Here is a 14,633-nt window from a genome sequence, read left to right as displayed (position 1 = left end):
CGGCATCTCCGGCGTTCGTTCACGTGCTACCGCCTGACGACGGCAGCGCAGCGCTGCCATCGTCCCGCCAGAGGTCGTCGTTCATGCCACGTCCGGCACGAGGCGACGCGGACCGGTGTCCTCGACATAGTCGCCCGGCTTCTTCTGCCGCTTGCCGAGATCGGGCGCATCGAATTTCACCCGCTCGTAGGGAATTGATTTCAGGATATGCGAGATGCAGTTGATGCGGGCCCGCTTCTTGTCCTCGGAAGGCACGATCCACCAGGGCGCGTAGTCGGTGTCGGTCATGCGCAGCATCTCGTCATAGGCGCGCGAATAGTCCCACCACTTGCGATAGGATTCGACGTCCATGGGGCTGAGCTTCCACTGCCGGACGGGATCGTCGATGCGGCGGCGGAAGCGCCGCTCCTGCTCTTCCTCGCTCACCGTCAGGAAGTATTTCAGGAGGATCGTGCCGCTTTCGATGATCGCGGCTTCGAAGCGCGGCGCGAGCTCCAGGAAGCGCCGGGCCTTCTTGTCGCTGCAAAAGCCCATGACGCGGTCGACCCCGGCGCGATTGTACCAGCTGCGGTCGAAGATCACGACCTCGCCGCCCGCCGGCAGATGGGCGATGTAGCGCTGCATGTACATCTGCGTCTTCTCCCGGTCGCTCGGCGCGGGCAGGGCGGCGATGCGGAACACGCGCGGGCTGACGCGTTCGGTGAGGCGCTTTATGACCCCGCCCTTGCCGGCAGCGTCGCGGCCCTCGAAGATGATGACGATGCGCGCGCCGGATTTCTTGACCCAGGCCTGCAGGTACGCGATCTCCTCCTGCAGTTTCTCCATCTGCTTGTCGTAGTCCCGCACCTTGCCGTTTTCCTTGGCGTCCTGCCGGGCCGCCTCGTTCCTGTCAGCCTTCTTGTTCATCGCCCTATCTCCCAATGGCCCCAGACGGCGCTTCGTTGCTCGTCCGCCCGCGATTGGCGGTCTCCAATATGCGTGAGGCCTGCAATGCCTCATCCAGGCGTCGGCAATCGCCGATCTCAATGCTCCAGGAACACGTAGTTCATCCAGGCGCTCATCCGGAGCAGGACCTTGCGCAGGATCGCGACGTGGTGCCAGTGGTGGGTGTAGACGGCGACGTCCGCGACGACGCCGCCCGGCAGCTGGTAGGCGCTGGTGTCCTCGAGGATGTCTATTCTCGCGAGCGTCTGGCCCGGCTGCAGGCGTTCGGGCGCCTGCGGGTCGATCAGCGCGCCCGTCGGCTGCAACTGGCCCTGCGCCATCACATCGATGATCGCGGCGACCCTGGCCTTGAAGATCTTGCCGGGAACGGCCTTGAAGGACACTTCGGCCTCGTCGCCGACGCGCACGCGCTGCAACGAATTCTGGATGAAGGCGGCGGCCAGCATGCGGTCTTCGCTGTTGATGAAGACCATGACCGGGCGCAACGGCAGGGGGTTAGCCATCATGCCGGGGCGCAGGAAGACCTGGGCCACATAGCCATCGCTCGCCGCGCGGACCGTCGTCTGGTCGAGTTCAAATTCCGCATTGCGCAACTCCGCCGTCAGCCGCGCGACGGCGGGGTTGACGCCGTTGATCTGCGATTCATAGGCAAGCCGCGCCTGCATGGCCTGCGCCTTCGCCGTCCCGACCGCCGCAACCGCAGCAAGATAGAGGCCGCGCCGGTTTTCGACCTCGAGCTCGGAGACCGCCGTTCCGCCGGTGCGGGCCCGGGAGGTCTCGAAGATCTCGAGATAGCTCTCGAAGCTCTGCTTTGCCCGGTCGCTGTCGGCCACGGCCCCTTCCACGACGGAATCGGCGGCATCCATCGCCGACTTCAATTGGCGAACGGTCTGCTCCGCCTCGGCCAGCGCCGCCCGCTTCTGGTCGACCGTGAACTGATAGGGGCGGGGATCGATGCGAAACAGCACGTCGCCCTTCTTCAGCGGCGTGTTCGGGACGACGGGCACCTCCACGACGATGCCGCCGACGGCGGGGATGACCGGTGCGGAGGTGAAGTAGATGCGCCCGTCGCCGGAATAGGGGTGGTTGTAGCTCATCAGCAGGATCAGCGCGGAGATGAGGAAGATGCCGCCGAGAACCGCCGTCGACACCGTCCACTGGTTCACCGGGATCCGGAAGATCTTGAAGACGGCAATGCAGATGGCCGTGTAGGTCAGGATCAGAAGCAGGTCCATCAGGAGGCGCTCCCCGTCTTCAGTCGCAGTTGCTCTTCGAGTTCCTGTACGCGGGCCTGGAGGACCGCAACCTCGGCATTGGCTTCCTTCTCCGCCTGGAGCTTGCCGTCGGTCCGGATGCCCCAGCCGCGATCCTCCCGGTAGACCGTCGCCCAGATGAACAGGAAGGGCCAGATGGCGTGCAGTGTGAACAGGCTGACCCAGCCGGCCACGTGGATCGCGTCCTGGTGGGGATGATTGCGCGCCTTTGCCATCAGATGGGGAATGTCGTGAATGGCGATGATGCCGTAGAAGAGCGTGAACACCATGAAGAACAGGACGCCCAAAGCGAAATAGTCCAGGAACATGTCAATCCTCGGGTCCAGCGAGTGCGCAGCGATCGGGATGATCCTAGTCCGCCGCGCGGCGAATAACCCGTAGCATCGCGTAGTCTCTATCGGTGAAAGCCGGATTTGCGCCGCCCGGCAGGGTGAACGGGGGCGGCTTTCGGCCGGGATCCTGCCCGAAAAGGGGCGGCAATCTGAGAGGGTATCGGAACGGCGGCCATCCGCCGGGGCATCCGACTCGACTCCGCGACCGGCAACTGCTTCCCTGCCGCAAGGTGAGGAGGACGCAATGGCTTATGAGTGGGACCAGAGACAGGCGGCGCGAGAGCGCATGTGGAAGCTTGCTTCGGTGGTGGCCGGCACCCTGATCACCGTCGGCATTCCGACAGCGATCGTGCTGGCGGCGATGGGGAACTAGGTCCTGACCCTAGACACTGCGCAAGCCAGTGCCATCAAGTTGCCGCTAAGGTCAGGCATATGCTCTCGCAAGCCCAGGGAGGGAAAAAATGCGTCAAGTCATTGAAGTATCGGCGGTGGTTGCCGGCGGCCGGGTGCCGCTGGGATTGCTCACCGTCAAGCAGGCATTGAATTTGCCCCATTTGTCCGAGTTCAGGTTCTGCCAGACCCAAGCCGGTGATCGGCAGGATCGGTGCCTGTCTCGGGAGGAACTCGAGGAACTGGTCAAGCAGTAGATCACGAACGGGCGCGGCCGGGCATCGGGCACTTCAGCCCGCGCGGCCGCGCTGATCCCCCCCCTTGCGCCGGGGTGTCGTCTTCTTTCCCCTCAATCCAGCGAAGACCAGCCGCGCGGCGGCGTGGACGAGTTGTGCGCAATACCGGCGCCACGCAGCCAGGCCGGCCAGCCGCAGTCCGTCGGCGAACCGTGCCGGATCCTGCGGGCAATGGATCGGCGGCCAGGCGTTGAGGGTGGAAAGCCGCAGGGCCGGATCGAGCGTGCGCAGGCGCTGCATGGCCTGATGCGCATTGCCGGCCGGTCGGGCTCAGGCCATCGCCGACACGGTCTTTTCCGCCAGCGTATTCAGGATCGAGAGAAAATTCTTCTGCAGGTCGGTGGGCAGCCATTCCGACCGGGTGATGGTGCCAAGGACCCGCATCGGACTGGGAAGCGGGAAGGGCACGACGGCCAGCAGCCCCAGCTTGTCCTCGAAGACGATCTGATCGCGCGACAGCAGGGTCAGCCGGTCGCCGGAGATCAGCAGGTCACGGGTCAGCGCCATCGAGCTCGTTTCGACCACCGTCGTCGGCGGCACGGCAAAACTCTGGAAAAGTGAATCGACGGCGACACGCCGCGGCGTGTCCTGGCGCGGCAGGATCCACTCGTACCGGACCAGATCCTCCTCCCGAACCTGGTTCAGGCCGCAGAGGGGATGATCCTTCCGGGCGACGAGGCAGTAGGGGTCGGGAAACAGCGGGCTCTCGTTGATGTCGCCGGTCAGCGGCGTCGGCCGCAGCGTGCCGATGATGATGTCGATCACGCCCGTCTGCAGCCAGTTCAGCAGCGCCTCGAAGGGGCTTTCGACGATCCTCGCCTTCATCTTCGGATATTCCCGGGACAACTGGCCGAGCGCCTGCGAGACCAGCAGGGATGCGCCGAGCGGCAGGATTCCGATGACGATCGTTCCGTGGCTCTCGCCCTTGATGGCCGCGATCTCCTCTATTCCGTAGTGAACCTCCTTCATCGACAGCCGCAGTTCGCGGGCGAGCTCGTGCCCTGTCTTCGTCGTCGCCTTGCCGCGCGGCGTTCGCGAAAACAGCGGCCGTCGCAGGATCGTCTCGATGTCGCGCGCATGCCTGTTCAGCGCCGGCCGGGAGATGCCGAGTGCCGTCGCGGCCGCCGAATAGGAGCCGTGCTCGTCGATCGCGATCAGCGCGGATATCTGCACGGAGGTGACGTTGCCCGGCATCGGCTCGCCGGTGCCCCTGCCGGCGCGACTGAACTCTGCGGCATTCGACAGCGCCAGCTCGGCGCGTCTCAGCGCGCGGGCGACGCGGATGCGGAACACCTCGCCTTCGCGGGTGAGGAAGCTGCCATTGGCGCGGCGCTGGAACAGCGTCGTTCCGAGCGTCGCCTCGAGCTGGGCGATCGACTGGCTGATCGCTGACTGGGAGAGGTTCAGCCGTTCGGCGGCGCGGCTGATGCCCTGGTGCTCCGCAGCCGCATCGAAGGCGCGCAGCTGGCGAATATTGGGCTGGGACGAGGGCATCGCGTCAATCCTGCATGTAACCAAAACTTATAACTGCGGGCAGCCATTTAATTTTGCAAGCCCGTCTTTTTCGTCCACATTTCCCCTCTAGGAGCTGCAGCCTGACCGGGCAAACCGCCGCATTCGGCTTTGAGGAGAGCCGCAACGGCAGGCTGAGAAAACATCCGTGATTGCATGCAATCTCGAGGCCCCAAGCCTCTGCTCAATCTATGTATCGGGAGGAGCGATATGAAAACTGATGGCCTGAATATCTCGCGCAGAAACGTCCTTCGCCTCGGCGGCGGCATCATGGCGCTGGCAGGATCGGCGCCTTTTTCCGCGCTGATGGCCGCGCCGGCGAACCTTGCCGACCTGCCCTACACCGTCAACATCGTCAACACGAGTTCCAACGCCACCCTGGTCCTGCAGGCGTTGCTCGACCAGCTCGGCTACCTGAAGGAATTCAACGTCAACGCGACGACGACGAACGTGGCGGACGGCACGAAGCTGATGGGCAGCCTGATCAGCACGCAGAGCGATATCTGCCTCCTGTCCGGGTTCTCGCAGGTCCTGCCGGCGATCGAAAAGGGCGCCGAACTGAAGATCGTCGCCGCTGCCAACCAGCTCATTGCGCAGGCGCTGTACAGCAGCAACCCCGAGATCAGGACCGTGGAGGACCTGAAGGGCAAGACGGTCGGGACCGGCGCGCTGGGGGCGCTTCTGCACCAGATGGTCGTGGCGCTGCTGCGCAAGCACGGCGTCGATCCGTCCGAGGTGCAGTTCGTCAACATCGGCAGCAGTGCGGCGGTCTTCAAGTCGGTGGTCGCCGGCAAGGTGGACGCGGGGCCCGCGATGACGGACGTCTACGACCAGCAGGAGAAATACGGTGTGCATGCGGTCGCCGACTTCTGGACGGATCTTCCGGAGTATCCCTACCAGGGATCCTATGCCTCGCAGACGGCCATCAACGAGAAGCGCGAAGGGCTGATCCGCGTGCTGGCGGCCTACTGCAAGATGTACCGCTTCATGATGGACGATCCCAATGCCGAGGAAGCGTTCATGCAGGCCTACAAGACCGCCATCGGCGCCTCCGAGGAGGCGCAGGGCCGGATGATGATCAAGTTCACCCGCGAGAACAGGACCTACAGCCCCGACCTGATCCTGACCGAAAAGCAGATCGACTACATGCAGGGTCTGAACCTCGAGTTCGGAATCCAGAAGGAGAAGCTCGCCTTCGACACGGTCGTCGACCTGTCTCTCGCGAAAGAAGCAACCAAACTACTCGAGGCAAATTGATGAGCATTCCCACACTTTCGATGGCCGTCGCCACTTACGGATGCACGGCGGCGATCAAGAGCGGCGAAATTCCCGTCGACGGCGTCGCGATCAACCAGATCGAGGTCTCGCCGATCATCGCCGCCTTCCGCCGCATGGTCCGGGATCTCGCGTTCGACATCTGCGAACTGGCGCCGACCACCTACGTCATCGCCAAGGCGGCGGGCGTGCCGATCACGGCGCTGCCGATCTTTCTCAGCCGTCGCTTTCATCACTCCGGCTTCCAGGTGCGGGACGATGCCGGCATCGCGACGCCGAAGGACCTGGAGGGCAAGAAGGTCGGCGTGCGCGCCTATTCGGTGACCACGGGGGTGTGGACGCGCGGCGTGCTGATGAACGAATACGGGGTCGACAACGACAGGATCCAGTGGATCGTCGATGACGAGGAGCACGTCTCCTCGCTGAAGTTGCCGGCCAACGTCACGCCGGCGCCGGAGGGAAAGTCGCTGGCTTCGATGATGGCGAGCGGCGAAATCCAGGCGGGCTTTGCAAGCCGTGCCGGCATCGGCCGCACCGGCGCGCCGACCGCGGGCTGGGAAGCGGCCAACAAGGATGCGCCGGTGTACCGGGAGCTGTTCGACAACGCCCTCGAACTGGAAGCGGCGTGGTACAGGCGGACCGGCGTCTATCCCGTCCACGGCTGCATCGTCGTGCGCAACGACGTGCTCGCCAGATATCCGTTGCTGGCGGGGGCGCTGTTCGATGCCTTCGAGCAGGCCAAGCAGCAGTGGTTGACGAAGCTGCATGGCGGGGCGACCGACGTGCTCGATCGCGACAAGTATGCCGACATCATGCCGTTCGTGGGCGACGACCCGCTGCCGAACGGGCTGGAGGCCAACCGTGCGACGATCGAGGCGCTCGTCACCTATGCCTTCCAGCAGAAGCTAATTCCGCGCCGTGTGCCGATCGAGGAGCTGTTCCTCGACGTCCGCAAGGCGCGCGCCGCTTGAGCCGGCCCGATCCGTACCCCAGACACTTCAGGAAAGTTGCAACAATGCGTCCCAGCGTCATTGATATCCATCCCCACGTTATCTCGACGGACACCGCCCGGTATCCGCGGGCGCCGCTCGGCGGGCATCAGTCGGACTGGTCGGCCGAACGGCCGGTGTCCTACGAACAGCTCCTGGCCGACATGGCCGAGGCCGGTGTCGACAAGGCCGCGATCGTCCAGGCGTCCACCTGCTACGGCCATGACAACAGCTACGTCATCGACGCCGTCGCCGCCCGGCCGGACAAGTTCACCGCCGTCGGCTCGGTCGACATCCTCGCCGACGACGCCGTGCAGAAGATCAACGCGTGGATCGCCCGGGGACTGACGGGCCTGCGGTTGTTCACGACGGGTAGCACCATGCCCGGACAGGCGACCTGGTTCACCGATCCGAAGACCTATCCCGCCTGGGCGCACGCGGAGCAGATCGGACTGCCGGTCTGCATGCAGATGACCCAGGACGGCATCGACGACCTGCAGGCGATCATCAGGCGCTTTCCGAAGATCCGCATCGTGCTCGATCATCTTGCGCGGCCGGATCTCTCGGGCGGCAAGGATTTCCCGAATGCGGCGCGGTTGTTCGAACTGGCGGAAAATCCGAACATCTACTTCAAGCTGACGGTGCGTGCGCTGGAGGCGCTGGAGAAGGCGAACGCGTCGGCATCCGACTTCTTCCCGCTCCTGGTCTCGCGCATCGGGGCGTCGCAGATCGCCTGGGGCTCCAACCATCCGGCCTCGCCGGGCGGACTGAAGTCGCTGCTCGACCGCGCCAGGGCGGCCCTTTCCGACGTGAGCGCCGAAGACCGGGCCTGGATATTCGGCGGCACGGCGCAGCGGCTCTATCCGGTGCTTTCCGAGACATCCGGGGCGGAGGCGCGCCATGGCTGATGCGAGCGACACCGTCCGCGTCGCGCTCGGCGACTATCCGATCACCCTGCCCGTCAAGAAGAACGCGACGGCCGGGACCGTGGGACGCTTCCACTTCGAGGACATCGTGCCGATCACCAAGGCGTTCAAGCCGATGATCCGGCGGGGTGCCTACGACATTTCGGAAATGGCGATCGTCACCTATCTGCAGGCGCGTGCCTACAACAAGCCGATCTGGCTTCTGCCGGTCACGCTGCTGGCGCGCTTCCAGCACAAGACCATCGTCTGCAACGCCGACTTTTCGAAGCTCCGGCCGAAGGACCTCGAAGGCAGGACGGTGGGCGTCCGCTCCTACTCGCAGACGACCGTCATGTGGGCCCGCGGGATCCTGTCGGCCGAGTATGGCGTCGACCTGAACAAGATCGACTGGCTGACCTTCGAGGACGGACACCTTGCGGAATATGCCGCCCCGGCGAATGCCCGCCGCGCCCCCGAGGGCCGCAGCGTCGCCGAAATGCTGCAGGCCGGCGAGATCGACGCCGGCATCATGGGCAACGACCTGCCCAAGGACGATCCGCGGCTGATCACCGTGATCGAGGATCCCAAGGGCGATGCCCGGCGGGGCTACGCGCGGAACAGGGTCATTCCGATCAACCACATGGTCGTGGCATCGCAGGACCTGATCGAACGGCGGCCCGAGGCTGTCCGGCAGTTCTTCGACATGCTCGTGGCCAGCAAGGCCGCCGGCCACGGCAGCACCGAGGACGGGATCGACATCAACCCCATCGGCATCGACGCCCTGCGTCACTCGCTGGAGACGGTCATCGAGCACTGCCTGGAGCAGAAACTGATCGATCACCGCCTCTCCGTAGACGAACTGTTTCACGACAAGACAAGGGAACTCGGACGATGAACCAGATAGTCCTGAAAGAGGATGTGATGAACGCCAATCCTGCCCAGAAGGTGAAGCTCGCGGTCTCCGGCATCTGCAAGACCTTCCGCATCCGCAATGCCAACGGGCAGCAAAGCTTGTTCCTGCCCGTCCTGCGCGACGTCGGCTTCGACGTCTACGAGAACGAGGTCGTCTCGCTGATCGGCGAGAGCGGCTGTGGCAAGACCACCTTGCTGCGGACGATCCAGGGGCTGATCCGTCACGATTCCGGGACCATCAAGGTCGACGGCCAGGAGGTCAAGAGCGCCGGCCGCGACCGCGGCTTCGTCTTTCAGCAACCGAGCCTGCTGCCGTGGCGTACGGCCCGGGAGAACGTCGAATTCGGCCTGGAGCTCCAGGGCATGGCCGCGGGCGAGCGGGCGGAGCGGGCGAGGAAGCTGCTTGCGCTCGTGGGGCTCGGTCATGCGGCGGAACAGTTCCCGCATCAGTTGTCCGGCGGCATGCAGCAGCGCATCGGCCTTGCCCGCGCACTGGCCATCGATCCGACCATCCTGCTGATGGACGAACCCTTCAGCGCGCTGGATGCACAGACCCGGGAGGTGCTGCAGAAGGAGCTGCTGCGCATCCAGGCGCAGACGCGCAAAACCATCCTCTTCGTGACGCACGACCTCGATGAAGCGATCTACCTTTCGCACCGCATCATCGTTCTGGCCGCGAAGCCGGGCCGGGTGAAGGAGGTCATCACGCTGCCGTTCGCGGGCGAGCGTCCGGAGCTGCCGGTCATGCGCGGCGACCCCGAGTTCCAGGCCATCCGCGCGCACATCTGGGACCTGATCCGCAGCGCGCCTGCGAACAGCTGACGAAATCGAACGGGAGGATTGAAGAGATGACCAGCAACACGTTGATCGGCGGCGCAGTCGCGGCGGACGATCTCATCGAGGATCTCGAGCCCGGTGCCCCGGTGAAGCGCTACTGGCTTGTCCGGCTTGTGTCCATCGTCGCGGTCCTCGCGATCTGGGAGGTCGCAGGACGACAGGTCAACCCCTTGTTCATGGCCTATCCCAGCGACATCGTCCACGCGGCCTACCGGATGATCGCCAGCGGCGAGCTGCTGGCCGCATTCCTGGACAGCATGAAGACACTGACGCTCGGCTTCATCCTTGCCTGCGTCGCAGGCGTCGCCCTCGGCCTGCTGATCGGCCGCTACAGGTATGTCGATGCGGCGACGGACTGGCTGGTGAACGCGCTCTATGCGACGCCGCTCGTGGCCATCACGCCGCTCGTCATCCTCTGGTTCGGCCTCGGCTTTCCGGCAAAGCTCTTCATCGTCTTCATTCTGGCGGTGTTCCCGGTGCTCATCAACACGGCGAGCGGCGTTCGCAACGTGGCAAGCCAGCTGATCGACGTCGGCACCGCGTTCGCCGCCACCGAGCGGCAGATCTTCGGCAAGATCATCCTGCCGGCCGCACTCCCCTTCATGATGACGGGCATCCGCCTCGGTATCGGCCGGGCCATCATCGGCATGGTCGTGGCGGAGTTCTTCACCGCGATCAACGGCCTCGGCGCGCTGATCATCAAGTACGGCAACCAGTTCGAGACGGCGGCGATGTTCGTGCCGATCCTCTGCCTGATGCTGATGGGCGTCGTCTACACCACGATCGCCCTTCGCTTCGAACACTGGGTCGCGCCCTGGCGCTTCACCGACGACGAGTAAGCCGGCTTCCCATCCGGCCAGGAGATTGAACGATGATCATCGACATTCATGGACACTATACGACCGAACCGGCAGCGCTCGGCCTGTTCCGCGACAGGCAGCTGGCGGGCCTGGCGGATGCCGCGAGACGGCCGTCGCCCGGCTCCCTGAAGATCAGCGACGAGGAGCTGATCGAAAGCGTGCAGCCGCAGATCAAGAAGCAGCAGGAGCGCGGCGGCGATCTGACGATCTTCTCCCCGCGGGCGTCCGGCATGGCGCATCACGTCGGATCGGCGGACATCTCCGCCGTGTGGACGTCGGTCTGCAACGACCTCATTCATCGCGTTTGCACGCTGCTGCCGCAGAACTTCGCGCCCGTCGGCCAGCTTCCGCAGTTTCCCGGGCGCGCGCCTTCGGAATGCATACCGGAACTGCGGCGGATCGTCGAAGAGCTGGGCTTCGTCGGCGTGAACCTCAATCCCGATCCCTCCGGCGGCCACTGGTCCGGCGAGCCGATCACGGACCGGTCCTGGTATCCGCTCTACGAGGTCATGTGCGAACTGGACGTGCCGGCGATGATCCACGTGTCGTCGTCCTGCAACCACAACTTCCACGCCACCGGCGCCCACTACATCAACGCCGACACGACCGCCTTCATGCAGCTCATCCAGGGCGACCTCTTCAAGGATTTCCCGACGCTGAAGTTCGTCATACCGCACGGCGGCGGCGCGGTGCCCTATCACTGGGGGCGCTACCGGGGGCTGGCGCAGGAGCTGAAGCGGCCGCTTCTCGCCGAACATCTCCTCGGCAACGTGTTCTTCGACACCTGCGTCTACCATCTTCCGGGCATGGAACTGCTGGCCAAGGTCATTCCGACCGACAACATCCTGTTCGCCTCGGAAATGCTCGGCGCGGTCAAGGGCATCGATCCGGAGACCGGCCACCACTACGACGACACCAAGCGCTACATCGACGCGCTGGCCTTCCTGGATGCCGAGCAACGCTACAAGATCTTCGAAGGCAATGCGCGGCGGGTCTATCCACGGCTCGACCGGCGCCTTTCCGCACGCGCGGCCGATAGCGCCGCTTGATGACATGTGCCGCGCCGCGGACCTTCGGCCCGATCACGGTCCTGAAGGAGGCGTGTGCAGGCGCTTGAAAACGCGCGGCATCGCCGGGGGCTCGGCCGGCTGATGGACCACCTGTGATCGCACCGTCGGGACGTGCTTGCCGGCGATCGCGGCGATCATGGCCTCATCGCTGCGCAAGCGTTGCAGAGCCGCACTTGCGCACGCCCGGCGGCGCCCTTATTGCACGGCATCCCGAATTCTATCTCGAGGCGCGAATCATGGAAATATTCACATCGTCCGGCTTCCTGGCTCTGCTGCAGGTCATCATGATCGACCTGGTACTCGCCGGAGACAACGCGGTCGTCATCGGCCTTGCGGCGGCCGGCCTGCCGCTGGAGCAGCGCAGGAAGGCCATTCTCGTCGGCATCCTCGCCGCGACCGTTCTCCGCATCGCCCTGGCCAGCGTCACCGTCCAGCTGCTCGAAATCATCGGCCTGCTGCTCGCCGGTGGCGTCCTCCTGCTCTGGGTGTGCTGGAAGATGTGGCGCGAGCTTCGTGCCGCCGCGGGCGCGGACGAGCAGGAAGACAACGGCGCGGTCACCCACAAGAAGACCTTTCTCCAGGCCGCCACCCAGATCGTCATCGCCGACGTTTCGATGTCGCTCGACAACGTGCTGGCGGTCGCCGGCGCCTCTCGGGACCATCCCACGGTTCTCGTGATCGGGCTGATCCTTTCGATCGCGATGATGGGTATCGCCGCCAACTACATCGCCCGTCTCCTCAACCGCTACCACTGGATCGCCTATGTCGGTCTGGCGCTCATCCTCTACGTGGCCCTGCACATGATCTACCGGGGCTCGGTCGAGGTCTGGCCGCACGTGCTCGCGGCGATGTAACCTGCAGCCGCAGGCGGTGCCTCCCCGGGTCCGGCGGGGGGCACCCTTGCGGCGCATCGCGCGCGGCGCTACGACCTCCAGGGGACCCCAACGAAGCGATGACGCCGCCAGCGGCGGCGCTTGCGGCAGTCGGGCCTGTGACAACGTGGAGGTGCGGCGTGACCATGCTTGGCGATGAAGTGCCCCTGGACGAGGGCAGCTACGATTTCATCGTCGTCGGCGCCGGTTCCGCCGGCTGCGTGCTTGCCAACCGGCTCTCGGCCGATCCGAGGAACCGGGTCCTGCTCCTGGAGGCAGGCGGCACGGACCGCTACCACTGGGTCCATGTGCCGATCGGCTATCTCTATTGCATGGGCAATCCGCGCACCGACTGGATGATGAAGACCGCTGCCGAGCCGGGCCTCAACGGCCGCGTGCTGAACTATCCGCGCGGAAAGGTGCTGGGCGGCTGCTCGTCGATCAACGGCATGATCTACATGCGCGGGCAGGCGGCCGACTACGACGGCTGGCGGCAGGCCGGCAACGAGGGATGGGGCTGGGACGACGTCCTGCCCTACTTCCTGAAGTCGGAGGACAGCCACCGCGGCAACACCGCCCTGCACAAGGCCGGCGGCGAGTGGCGGGTCGAGCGCCAGCGCCTGTCCTGGCCGATCCTCGACGCCTTCCGGGATGCGGCCGAGGAGATCGGCATTGCCAAGACCGACGATTTCAACGGCGGCGACAACGAGGGCTCGGGCTATTTCGAGGTCAACCAGAAGGGCGGCCTGCGCTGGAACACCACCAAGGCCTTCCTGCGGCCGGCGATGAAGCGCAGGAACCTGCGGGTGCTGACCGGTGCGGAGACCGAACGGTTGGAATTCGACGGCAAGGTCGCATCCGGCGTGCGCTTCCGCCACGGCGGGCGGCTCTGCGTCGCCCGTGCCCTCGGCGAAGTGGTGCTGTCGGCGGGCGCGATCAACTCACCGAAGATCCTCGAGCTCTCCGGCATCGGTCGGCCGGAGGTGCTCTCGGCGCTGGAGCTGCCCGTTCGTCACGCGCTTGCGGGCGTCGGTGAGAACCTGCAGGACCACCTGCAGATCCGCACGGTCTTCAGGATCGAGGGCGCACGCACGCTGAACCAGCTCTACCACAATCTCCTCAGCCGGGCCGGCATGGGGCTGCAATATGCCTTCAGGCGGTCCGGGCCGCTCTCGATGGCGCCGAGCCAGCTCGGCATCTTTGCCAAGAGCGATCCGGCGGTCGCCACCGCCGATCTCGAATACCACGTGCAGCCGCTGAGCACCGACCGGCTCGGCGAACCCCTGCACCGCTACCCCGCGGTCACCGTCTCGGTCTGCAACCTGCGGCCGGAAAGTCGCGGCACGGTGCACATGACCGCGCGCGATGCGAGCTTGCCGCCGGAGATCCGGCCGAACTACCTTTCGACGGCCGGCGACCGGCTGCTCGCCGCCAGGTCCATCCGCCATGCCCGCAGCCTCATGCAGACGCGGGCGATCGCCCGGTTTCGCCCGGAGGAGGTGGTGCCCGGCCGGGAGTATCAGAGCGACGACGAACTGATCCGCCGCGCCGGCGATATCGCCACGACGATCTTCCACCCCGTCGGCACCTGCAAGATGGGCAACGATCCGCTGGCGGTCGTGGATTCGAAACTGCGCGTGCACGGGATCGGCAGGTTGCGCGTCGTCGACGCATCGATCATGCCGCGGATCGTCTCCGGCAACACCAATTCCCCGGTGATCATGATCGCGGAGAAGGCCTCCGAGGCCATCCTGGCATCGCGTTAGCGGGAACCCGGAAAGCCCGTCCGGCGTCCTCGTTCCGGTGCCGACGAGCACGGCGCGCCTGCCGGCTTTCCTCCGGCCCGGAGATGCGACACAATCGGGCTTTCCAGGGGGAAGGGGAAAGCTCATGCCGATGTCGTGCAGCCTTGCCGCGATACGCCTTGCGAAAGCCTTCGGGGCCGTGGCCGCGGTCCTGGTGACTGCGGTCCCTGGCCCGGCGGCAGTTGCACAACCCTGGCGCCCGGTCGCGCAGGCCGGCGGCGCCGGCGAGGGGCCCGCGCCCGGGGTGATCCTGGTCGGGGATGCCGCTGCCGCCACCGGCTTCCCGGATGCCGCCACCGCCGGCGTTCCGGACGGTGCCGCGCTTGAGACCTACACCGGCCCGATGGAAATATCGGAGC

17 protein-coding genes are annotated in these 14,633 nt (G+C 65.4%); 12 read left to right on the top strand and 5 right to left on the bottom strand.

Annotated features, from left to right (window positions below; all coding sequences use genetic code 11):
• Positions 1 to 81: 81 nt before the first annotated feature.
• The 3 genes from ppk2 to P0086_RS22340 form a co-directional block, all read right to left on the bottom strand.
• Positions 82 to 906, bottom strand: coding sequence for a polyphosphate kinase 2 (gene ppk2 / locus P0086_RS22350; protein WP_112615674.1), 825 nt, complete (start codon positions 904 to 906; stop codon positions 82 to 84).
• A gap of 116 nt (positions 907 to 1,022) precedes the next feature.
• The gene (locus tag P0086_RS22345; RefSeq protein ID WP_275790080.1) at positions 1,023 to 2,180 is read right to left on the bottom strand and encodes an HlyD family secretion protein; all 1,158 of its coding nucleotides are present in this window, start codon (positions 2,178 to 2,180) and stop codon (positions 1,023 to 1,025) included.
• Complete coding sequence (locus P0086_RS22340) at positions 2,180 to 2,527, bottom strand: DUF3302 domain-containing protein (RefSeq protein ID WP_148180134.1); 348 nt, start codon at positions 2,525 to 2,527, stop codon at positions 2,180 to 2,182. The genes P0086_RS22345 and P0086_RS22340 overlap by 1 nt, the downstream gene beginning before the upstream one ends.
• A gap of 268 nt (positions 2,528 to 2,795) precedes the next feature.
• Here P0086_RS22340 and P0086_RS22335 point away from each other — a divergent pair, with 268 nt between their 5' ends.
• Both P0086_RS22335 and P0086_RS22330 read left to right on the top strand, forming a co-directional pair.
• Positions 2,796 to 2,924: a hypothetical protein gene (locus P0086_RS22335; protein WP_275790076.1), complete on the top strand. Its 129-nt coding sequence runs from the start codon at positions 2,796 to 2,798 to the stop codon at positions 2,922 to 2,924.
• A gap of 88 nt (positions 2,925 to 3,012) precedes the next feature.
• A complete protein-coding gene (locus P0086_RS22330; protein ID WP_112604498.1) occupies positions 3,013 to 3,198 on the top strand; it encodes a hypothetical protein in 186 nt (61 codons plus the stop codon).
• Positions 3,199 to 3,231: 33 nt separating this feature from the next.
• On the opposite strand, the gene P0086_RS22325 is transcribed toward P0086_RS22330, so the two are convergent.
• Together P0086_RS22325 and P0086_RS22320 are read right to left on the bottom strand one after the other, a co-directional pair.
• Positions 3,232 to 3,477 carry a hypothetical protein gene (locus P0086_RS22325; RefSeq protein ID WP_275790073.1) on the bottom strand — a complete coding sequence of 82 codons (246 nt, stop codon included), beginning with the start codon at positions 3,475 to 3,477 and terminating at the stop codon, positions 3,232 to 3,234.
• Positions 3,478 to 3,507: 30 nt separating this feature from the next.
• Positions 3,508 to 4,731 (bottom strand): LysR family transcriptional regulator, encoded by a 1,224-nt coding sequence (locus tag P0086_RS22320; protein ID WP_112604495.1) that lies wholly within the window; start codon positions 4,729 to 4,731, stop codon positions 3,508 to 3,510.
• Between the two features lie 228 nt (positions 4,732 to 4,959).
• Here P0086_RS22320 and P0086_RS22315 point away from each other — a divergent pair, with 228 nt between their 5' ends.
• The 10 genes from P0086_RS22315 to P0086_RS22270 form a co-directional block, all read left to right on the top strand.
• Positions 4,960 to 6,006, top strand: a complete 1,047-nt coding sequence (locus tag P0086_RS22315; RefSeq protein WP_162702503.1) for an ABC transporter substrate-binding protein — start codon at positions 4,960 to 4,962, stop codon at positions 6,004 to 6,006.
• Complete coding sequence (locus P0086_RS22310) at positions 6,006 to 6,995, top strand: ABC transporter substrate-binding protein (RefSeq protein ID WP_112615684.1); 990 nt, start codon at positions 6,006 to 6,008, stop codon at positions 6,993 to 6,995. Before P0086_RS22315 ends, P0086_RS22310 begins: the two co-directional genes overlap by 1 nt.
• Positions 6,996 to 7,039: 44 nt before the next feature.
• On the top strand, positions 7,040 to 7,921 hold the full coding sequence (locus P0086_RS22305; protein ID WP_148188927.1) for an amidohydrolase family protein: 882 nt from the start codon (positions 7,040 to 7,042) through the stop codon (positions 7,919 to 7,921).
• Positions 7,914 to 8,813 (top strand): phosphate ABC transporter substrate-binding protein, encoded by a 900-nt coding sequence (locus P0086_RS22300; RefSeq protein ID WP_275790065.1) that lies wholly within the window; start codon positions 7,914 to 7,916, stop codon positions 8,811 to 8,813. Before P0086_RS22305 ends, P0086_RS22300 begins: the two co-directional genes overlap by 8 nt.
• Positions 8,810 to 9,652 (top strand): ABC transporter ATP-binding protein, encoded by an 843-nt coding sequence (locus P0086_RS22295; RefSeq protein WP_275790062.1) that lies wholly within the window; start codon positions 8,810 to 8,812, stop codon positions 9,650 to 9,652. Before P0086_RS22300 ends, P0086_RS22295 begins: the two co-directional genes overlap by 4 nt.
• 26 nt (positions 9,653 to 9,678) lie before the next feature.
• Positions 9,679 to 10,506, top strand: coding sequence for an ABC transporter permease (locus tag P0086_RS22290; protein ID WP_112598398.1), 828 nt, complete (start codon positions 9,679 to 9,681; stop codon positions 10,504 to 10,506).
• A 32-nt stretch (positions 10,507 to 10,538) separates the two neighbouring features.
• Positions 10,539 to 11,576 (top strand): amidohydrolase family protein, encoded by a 1,038-nt coding sequence (locus P0086_RS22285; protein WP_112615692.1) that lies wholly within the window; start codon positions 10,539 to 10,541, stop codon positions 11,574 to 11,576.
• A 257-nt stretch (positions 11,577 to 11,833) separates the two neighbouring features.
• The gene (locus P0086_RS22280) at positions 11,834 to 12,451 is read left to right on the top strand and encodes a TerC family protein (protein ID WP_112598421.1); all 618 of its coding nucleotides are present in this window, start codon (positions 11,834 to 11,836) and stop codon (positions 12,449 to 12,451) included.
• Positions 12,452 to 12,615: 164 nt separating this feature from the next.
• Positions 12,616 to 14,235 (top strand): GMC family oxidoreductase N-terminal domain-containing protein, encoded by a 1,620-nt coding sequence (locus tag P0086_RS22275; protein WP_275790272.1) that lies wholly within the window; start codon positions 12,616 to 12,618, stop codon positions 14,233 to 14,235.
• A 124-nt stretch (positions 14,236 to 14,359) separates the two neighbouring features.
• Positions 14,360 to 14,633 (top strand): hypothetical protein (locus tag P0086_RS22270; protein WP_275790057.1); only part of this gene is annotated, 274 nt, incomplete at its 3' end.

This window comes from Mycoplana sp. MJR14, from assembly GCF_029210525.1.
Lineage (GTDB): Bacteria > Pseudomonadota > Alphaproteobacteria > Rhizobiales > Rhizobiaceae > Mycoplana.
The sequence above is the reverse complement of the archived record's forward strand: the minus strand, read 5'-3'. Positions and strand labels throughout refer to the sequence as shown.